The sequence below is a fragment of the Streptomyces sp. YIM 98790 genome, assembly GCF_011421595.1.
Taxonomy (GTDB): domain Bacteria; phylum Actinomycetota; class Actinomycetes; order Streptomycetales; family Streptomycetaceae; genus Streptomyces.
In genome coordinates this window covers 54177-62437 of the sequence record NZ_WTLH01000012.1, presented here as the reverse complement: position 1 = coordinate 62437, position 8261 = coordinate 54177, and the positions used below count along the sequence as shown (strand labels likewise).

At 62.0% G+C, this 8261-nt stretch carries 4 protein-coding genes; 1 reads left to right on the top strand and 3 read right to left on the bottom strand.

All coding sequences use genetic code 11. The annotated features are described in order from the left end of the window. Positions 1 to 207 precede the first annotated feature (207 nt). Positions 208 to 435, bottom strand: coding sequence for a transposase (locus GQS09_RS30255; RefSeq protein ID WP_165984596.1), 228 nt, complete (start codon positions 433 to 435; stop codon positions 208 to 210). A 206-nt stretch (positions 436 to 641) separates the two neighbouring features. Between GQS09_RS30255 and GQS09_RS04170 the strand changes: the two genes are divergently transcribed. After that, a complete protein-coding gene (locus GQS09_RS04170; protein WP_399552393.1) occupies positions 642 to 3473 on the top strand; it encodes a TrlF family AAA-like ATPase in 2832 nt (943 codons plus the stop codon). A 407-nt stretch (positions 3474 to 3880) separates the two neighbouring features. On the opposite strand, the gene GQS09_RS04165 is transcribed toward GQS09_RS04170, so the two are convergent. Both GQS09_RS04165 and GQS09_RS04160 read right to left on the bottom strand, forming a co-directional pair. Next, positions 3881 to 4396 (bottom strand): hypothetical protein, encoded by a 516-nt coding sequence (locus GQS09_RS04165; protein ID WP_165984594.1) that lies wholly within the window; start codon positions 4394 to 4396, stop codon positions 3881 to 3883. A gap of 10 nt (positions 4397 to 4406) precedes the next feature. Beyond that, positions 4407 to 8261, bottom strand: a 3855-nt coding sequence (locus GQS09_RS04160; protein ID WP_207957436.1) for an RHS repeat-associated core domain-containing protein, incomplete at its 5' end; no start/stop codon positions are given.

Below are 8261 nucleotides of genomic sequence, written 5' to 3'. Positions count from 1 at the left end.
CCCGCGGCGTTTCCGAACCCGTGCGCGAGACAGTCACACGACGGGGCAACCGAGTTGGACTCCCCGACCGTCCGGACGGAAGACTGCGGCACAGGGCCTCCTGACGCTCGAAGGACTTCAGCAATCCCGAGCTGGACAGGAGGCCCTGTCTTCATGCCCGCACCGGCCGAAGATCACCCAGCCGAATCCCCGTCCTCGAACCAATGCTCACCACGATCGATAGAGCAACGGCTTCTCACCTGACCTGCTCAAACTGAGGATGGAAAAGGCTGACTGCGTGCCGGTCTGGAAGTTGTGGGCGATCGCGTCGATCACCTCACGATGGTCCCGCCAGCGGCCACCCCGCTTCGGCGTCCGGTCCGGAAGGAGCGGCTCGATCCGCGCCCACTGCGCATCAGTCAACGGCACACCCGGACCAACGACCAACTGATCCAAACGAAACTGCCTAGTAGCAGCGCTGCTAGACGTCGCCGAGGAGCTAAGATCATGCTCAATCAAGATTGAACGATAGTTCTATTACTTGCGAGTAGTTCCTTTCGCGTCGAGCGATGGTCACAGGATGGAAAAATCCCCTGCGAAGCTGCATCGCGGCACCTCATGATTGTCTCTGCCCCCCAAGTCCGAGGTTCTAGTTGCAGAGAGTGGTGAGTGAGGCGTCTCGCTGGTATAAGTGTGACCTGCAGGTAGCTACACCTGCGTACGATTTTAAGCTCCCCCCTGGCACGAACTTCGATTTCTCTCGTAGGAGTGATCGGGAGGGCTTCGCTGATCAGTACATGCGAAAGTTGCGTGATCAAGGAATCGATGTGATCGCGCTAGCGGATCACAATACAGGCGACTGGCTTGACGATATGAAGGTCGCTGGTGAACGTCACGGTGTCATCGTTTTCCCTGGGGTTGAAGTAACAACTGGATCTGGTTCAGATGGTGTTCATCTCCTGCTCATTGGAGAGTTGGATCGCAGCAAGCACGACATCGACCTTATGTTGGCGCAGACTTGTGGATTTAATGAAGATCATCCTCGTCTGAATCCGAAAACTCGGCATCCTGCCCCGGCGCCACATACGGTCACGCAAATTCTCGACAATCTTCCAGAGGGTTGGCTTGCAGTTGCACCGCACGCACTGAACGACAATGGAATTGCGTCGAAGAAGACAATCCAGGGAGACTTGCGATGGAAGGCTCTCCATCACGACCGACTTGGGGCTATCGACGTTGGAGACGTGAACCCGTCCGATTCAGCATCCCCCTCTTGGGCAGGGCGCTTTCGAAGCCGCAGGTTGGATGATTTGCCGTGCATTCGAAGACTTCCGTTCATCGCAACATCAGATGCCTACTCACTCGATGAATTGGGCAGCAGGTATACGTGGATCAGAATGGATTCGCCTTCGAAGGAGGCTCTGCGTCAAGCTTTTCTTGACTACGAAGCTCGCATCATTCCTAGTTGGGATGTTCGGCTGCGTGGAAATTCGGATCCTAACGTTGTCGATCACGCCTGGGTTGAGAGGGTGCGCCTGGGGGGAGATCTCGGAAATTCAAGCGAGGCGCTAGAAGTACGGTTCGATCCTCGTTTGAATGTGATAATTGGTGGACGCGGGGCGGGAAAATCCACAATTGTCGCAGCCTTGCGCCAGCTGTACGGTCGGCTTGATCTTCTACCTCCAGGAATACAGCGCGAGGCTCAGGTGTTTGTCGAAGGAGTTTTCCGTTCGGCAGATCTTTCATCCTGTCATCGCATTGCGATCTCCCGTGAGACAGGCACTGCGCAGTGGAGTGCACAGAGCGGCTCGCAAATGCGTCACGGGAACGGTGCACTCGCAACAACTTTCCCGATGAGTATCTTCAGCCAGAAGGAACTCTTTGAGCGCACTGCGCAAGATCATCAAGATAGATTTGCCGCGTCGCGACATCTGTTCACTCTCGTCGACAGCGCCCTAGAGGCCGAGAGTGGCTTCACCGGTACCTTCCAGCAGACACTTGAGGCCGCGCAGACTGCTTGCTTGACGAGCGTAGCTGAGCGACTGAATGCCGAAGTTCGCTTGTCACGTCGTCCCGAGATAGAGGCGAGGATCAGAGAACTTCAGCAACAAGTTTCAGCCTTCGGAGATGCGGAGAGTCAGAGCAGGCGCCGACAGAGTGAAGAAATTCTGCGCGAGCAGGCAAATCTCGCATCCTCTACGCGGCGTCTGACTGATACAGTCCACCAACTTGAGGAATCACTACTGCGTCACCTGGAAGCAGGTTCGGCTCCGCATTCGCCTGCCACGAGTGATGTGTCATCGTATTACGAGGAATTGAATAGGATTCGCGATGAGCTAGAGAGAGATCTCCGTCAGAGAATCGCTGATTCCCTTCAAGAAGTGGAGGCGGCGCGTAAGCGCCAGCAATCCGGAGATTGGGCAGTCAAGGTTGAGTCCGCAGAGCGTTCCATCATTTCCTTCCAGGAGTACATGAATGAGCTGGGTATTGACCCTGCGACATACCTTTCTCTGACTGAATCATTGAACGGAAGTATCGAGGAACTCAGGTCTCTTGACGAAATTTCGCGAGGACTTGATGACCTGCGCCAAGCGGAGGCTCGCGCCTGGAGTCGACTTCAGCAGATTTATGAGAATAGATCCGGGCGAAGGGAGAAACTTCTCCATGAAGTCGAACAGCGTAGTGGTTCACTTCGGTTCGAGGTGAACCATTTCGGGAATACTAGCGGCTGGGTTAGGGAGGTTCGTGAGCTCCTGGGAATCCGAGCTGATGGATTCGTGGAAGACATTCCCGCGCTTGCTGAATGGATTTGGGAGACCTCTCAAGAGGTCCAGTCGCAGCGGCTGAAAGTTTGGCGGGAATGTGTTCTTAGTGGCACCTTTGAGCCGATTAAGAAGGAGGTTGCGTGCAGGGTTAATTGGTGGTCCAAGCTTGTAAAACTTGATACCGGCCAACGCATTCGACTCGCGATGCTTTATCCGGATGACGTCGTTCATATGTATTTCCTCCGTGACGGGGGAAACGTGACGTGTGACGGAGATTGGCAGTCGGTTACGACTAGCTCTCCAGGACAGCGAAGTGCGGCAATGCTGAGCTTCGTCCTTCACCATGGCGTCGAGCCACTGGTGCTTGATCAGCCGGAAGATGATCTAGACACAGCGTGGATCTCCCAGCTCATCGTCCCTGAGATTCGGAAGAGTCGCTGGGTGCGTCAAGTAATCGTAGTTACGCATAACGCCAACATTCCGGTCAATGCAGACGCTGAGCGTGTCATCGTAGTCGAGAATGATGGAGATTCCATCCGGGTGAAATCAAGCAAGGCCGGTGGAGAATCTGAAGCAGGTGACCTCGTTCAGCACGCAGGGTCCATTGAGGTGACTCGCGTGCGCCGTGATATTCAAGACATTCTGGAAGGCGGGACGGAAGCCTTCATGGCTCGGGAACGCCGCTACAACAATGAACTCAGTGTGTACAGAGCTGCCCTGAGAGGGTGAGAGGAGGCTCCCAGGCGGGGTGATTTTTGGGCGAGGCTGGAACCAGGCACTCATGCCCATGAGCATCCTGAAGAGCATCGCCTGGGGCGCGACACTGCAGGCGAGGGGGGTCTGCGTGAGCGATGCGTGAGCGGACGGGGTGGCACCCGGCGGACTCGGCGGCATGGCCGGGGAGGAGAGTCCGCCTCTGACCAGGGGGAACGGGATGCGGTGGCACCGCGCACCATCACCCGGGATGATCTTGCGGGCCCTCGTAATGCGTAGGTCAAGGGTTCGATTCCCTTAGGCGGCTCCATGGGAAACCGCAGGTCAAGGCTTTGACCTGCGGTTTTCCTGTGTCGATGACCATGGGCGCGGAGCCGGAGGCTATGTCTGACCTACGCGTTACATGCGTTGGGGCCGGAGTGTCACATGGTGTGCGTGAGGCCGAAGGCGTCGCTGCCGAAGCTCTTGAGGAAGTCCTGCACCACGCTGCGGGAGAAGGGGTCTTCGCGGGGGTTCTCCGGAGTGACGAGGGTGGCCGTGTAGTACTCGGTGAGCAGGAGGCTCGACCCTTCCAGGCGGTACGGGTCCTCGTCGGCCGGTACGGTCTGGCGTGCTCCGGTGAGTTCCTCGGCGTAGAGGGTGTCACTGTGGAGGCGGAAGAAGAGGGCGAAGGGTCCCTCTCCGGAGGCGTCCAGGGCGTACCCGTTCTCCTCCCAGAAGTCGTTCATCCCGGCGTTCTTGCAGAAGGTCAGGATGTCGGGATACTTCTCACCCCGCGTATCGGGGAGGGTCCAGGACGCGAGTCCGGCGGTGCTGAGTTCCTCTTCGTTGAAGAGAAATCTGGGCCACCGTTCCATCTGGAGCTGGATGAATCCACGGACCCGTGCGGGGAAGTCCGCTCCGCAGATGAAGGTGGTGTCGAAACCGGTGGGCACCATGTCCTGTTCCTCAGCTTGCTGTCCAGTCCGCGGTGGGACCGTGGTAGGAGATGTTCTCGTGCGGGATTTCCAGATCCTTCGGGCTGTACACCACGTGGTCCCCACGGCCCCCGCGGATACCCTGCAGCAGATCTCCGTCCATCTTGAATTCGATCATGTATTCAGACTTCTCGCGGGTGATGCCGAGGTAGGATTTGAATCCGCCCTTCTTCTTGGCGATATCAGCGGGGCTGAGGGGAGTCAGGTAGACCCCTTCGGGGTGGCCCTTGCCCGGCTTGCTGGCCTTGAGCAGGATCTTTCCCTTGCCGCCGCCGCTCATGATCTGCTGGTAGCTCCTCTTGGTGGTGAAGTGCCGTACGACCGTGCAGGCGAGGCCGAGCGGGTCGATCCAGAGGAAGGGGTTCGGGACGTAGTTGTAGTGGTGTGGACCGGCCGTCAGGCCAAGGGGGTCGGGGGAGAGGTAGCGGGCGACGTCGGGGTCGTAGTAGCGGTGATAGTTGTAGTGCAGCCCGCTTTCGTCGTCGTAGTACTGGCCGGGGAAACGCAGCGGGCATGCGGTGGCCTCGCGAGTGTCGCTCCTCGGTATGCCCCAAACGGTGGTGTTCAGCTCCCAGGCGATGGTGCCGGAGGCGTCCACCAGCCGGGTGGGTGTGCCCACGAAGTCGGTGATGACCGAGTAGAGGCGGATGTCTTCCGTGCCGTCGGCGCCGTCCGTGCCCTGCTGGGGTGTGAGTGCGGAGGAGCGGGCGCGGTGTTCCAGCTGCGCGACAGGGTTTTCGGTTTCCGGGTCGTATTCCCAGGCCGTGGTCGTGGTGTCCGGCGAGCCGGGGTGCTGGGTGGACTGTTCGGCCAGGCGGGTGCCGTCCCAGGTGAAGAGAGTCCGTGGCCCCGGAGTGCCGTCGGCCGCCAGATGCTGTTTCTCGATGCGGCGGCCCAGCGGGTCGTATCGGTAGAGCCATCGCGAACCGTCGGGGAGTCTGATCTCCCGGAGCTGGTCGTCGGCGTCCCACACGTAGCGCACCGTCCTGGTCGTCCCGGAGAGCGTCCTGGTGCGCCGGGCGATCACGCGGCCGGCCGCGTCGTAGTCGAAGCTGACGCGTCCGGCCGAGGCGATCGCGGCCTGCTGGTGTGCGCGCTCGCCGATCGAGTCGGTGTGTGCGGTGCCTTCGGCGGTCCAGTGGGCGCCGGTCTGGCTGCCGGTGCGGTCGTAGGTGTACTCCTCGGACCAGTTGGAGCCGTCGACGCGGGTGACGCGGCCGAGGGGGTCCAGAGTGTAGGTGGTGTCACCGGAGCGGCTGTCGTGGACGCCGCTGAGGACGTGGTCGGGACGGTAGGAGAAGGTCTTTGCGACGCCGGTGACGGGGAGTGTCTGCCGGGTCAGCCGGCCGGCCGCGTCCCAGTCCTGGGTGAGCAGGGCTTCCTCATCCGCCAGGCGGGACACCTCTCTGCCTCCGGCGTCGAGCGCGAAGGTCAGTGTGCGGCCCGCCGCGGTGAGCCGCCGTTGGCGTCGGGACGGGTCATGCTCCCAGCGGACTTCGATACCGGCGGGGGTGATGCGCCGCACCGGGCGGCCCAGAGCGTCGAAGGCGGTGCGCAGGGCCCGGCCGTTGCAGGTCTCCGCCACGATCTGTCCCAGTCCGTCGCGCTCCAGGACGAGTTCCGCGTCCGGCCCGATGGCCCGGACGATACGTCCCGCGGGGTCGCGCCGGTACTCCGTCAGCACCCCTGCGGCGTCCTTGGCGACCACCTGGCCGAGCTTGTCCCGCAGGTAGCGGGTCAGCTCGCCCAGCGGATTGACCGTCTCCGTGAGCTCTCCTGCCGCGTTTCTGCGGTAGATGATGCTCCGGCCGTTGTAGTCGCGCTCGCCGGTCAGGCGGCCAAGGGGGTCACGGCGGTAGTCCCAGGACAGCCCCTGCGGGTTGGTGATGCGGGTGGTGTTGAGCTCGGTGTCGTGGGCGAAGGAGTAGACGGCGCCGTCCGGATCGATCCGGCGCCTGAGCAGGTCGAAGGCGCCGTACTCGAAGCGGGTGGTATTGCCCGCCGCGTCGGTGTGACGGGTGTTGTTGCCTTCCGGGTCCCACTCCCAGAGCTGCACGCCGCCTTCGGGGTCTTCCTGCCGGGTGACCTTGCCCTCGGTGCTCCACTCGATCCGGGAGACCGCACCGGAAGGGTGGACGATCTCGGCGGGTCTGCCCATGGCATCCCGGCGGTAGTGGGTTTCCGCGCCTGACGCCGTCCGTGCCCAAACGGGCAGCCCGGCGCTGTCGCACCGGACCTCGGTGGTCTCTCCGGCCGCATTGGTGGCCCGGGTCAGACCTCCGCCGGGGCCGAATGCGTAACGGGTGACCCCGCCCGCGGGGTCGGTGACGGATATCTGGTTGCCGGCGTCATCGTATGTCTGGTGCCACTGGGAGCCGTCCGGTTCCGTGATGACGACCGGAAGGCCCAGTTCGTTGTATTCGGCCGCGAACACGGTGCCGTCCGGGCGGGTGACCGCCGTCAGGTTTCCTTCCGCGTCGTAGGCGTAGGAGGTGTTCCGCCCCAGGGGGTCGGTCACCCGCAGGGGGCGGTCGAAGCGGTCGTACTCGTAGCGGGTGGTGGCGCCGGTCGGGTCGGTCTCGGCGACGAGCTGGTAGCAGTCGTTGAACTGGAAGACGGTGGTGTGGCCGAGGGAGTCGGTGAAGACCGTCCTGCCGTGCTCCGTCTCGTACTCGATGCGGCTGGAGAGGAAGGAGTCGACGCCTTCCGTGGCGACGCAGCGGCCTTCGGCATCGTAGGTGTAGCGGTACCAGTTGCCATTGCGGTCCTGCCAGCCGGTGATCCGGTGCCGGTCGTCGTAGAAAAGCAGTGAGGGCAGACCCGAGGAGTTGTAGACCTTGCTCAGGTTCCCGGCGTCGTCGTAGTCGTAGGCGATGAGCACCGGCTCCGCGGGGTCGCTCAGCAGCCGCAGCGCGGTCACCCGGTCGTCGTAGACCGACACGCCGAGGCGGTAGCCGCCGGAGTGCCGGATCTCCGTGAGAACGCCGGACTCGTAGTGGAATGTGATGCGGTTGCCGTTGAGATCGGTCATTGCCACCAGCGGCAGGTGGTGGCTGGGCACTCCGTCCACCGCGGCGAAGTGGAGGTTTTGGTGAGTGTCTCGTCGGCGGACGGACATCGCGCCTCCCGGCCGGCCGTCCCAGGAGAGCTCCCAGCGAGGCCCCTCGACAGGCAGCACGGGGAGGCGGGGGTCCGGGAGTGGCACCGGATAGTCCAGCACCATGCCGTCGGCCGAGAAGAACTGGGCCCCGGAGTCGTCCAGGACAAGCCGCTGGTCGAGGGTGGAGGCCCAGGAGCGGCCGAAGCTCCGGCCGTCGGCATAGCTGGAGATGTGGTGGCGCTCGATCCGCAGCGGCAGGACTCCGGTCAGATCCACGTCCACGCTGTCCATGACCATTTCACCGGTGGCCATGTCAATCGGGTCGGTCTTGCAGACCTTGACCTCGACCGGTCTGCCGTTCCGGCGAAGAGTGCGACCAAGCCCTTTGACACCTTGCTTGAGGCCCTTGAGGCCGGATTTGACTCCCTTGAGGAGTCCGGCGGCGGTGGTCAGGCCTTTCATGCCCGGAATGCAGTCAAGTGCCGCAAAGGCGACGTCCCAGAGTGATGCTTCGCCGTTGGCGTATTTGATGAGGGTGTCGGCGAGGACGATGAGGGCGGCGGCGAGGACCAGGAGGGCGAGGGGGCCGCCGATGATCATGGCGATGATGCCGACGACGGCGACGATGATCTTGCAGACGTTGACGATGGTGTCCCAGTTGTCGACGACCCAGTCGACGGCCTTCTGCCACCACTTCTTGTTCTGCATGCCCGCGTCGGAGGCTTC

What these genes read in the sequence shown, in the direction of transcription:
- GQS09_RS04165 (WP_165984594.1), bottom strand. Translation starts at nt 4,396, where the DNA reads ATGGTGCCCACCGGTTTCGACACCACCTTCATCTGCGGAGCGGACTTC.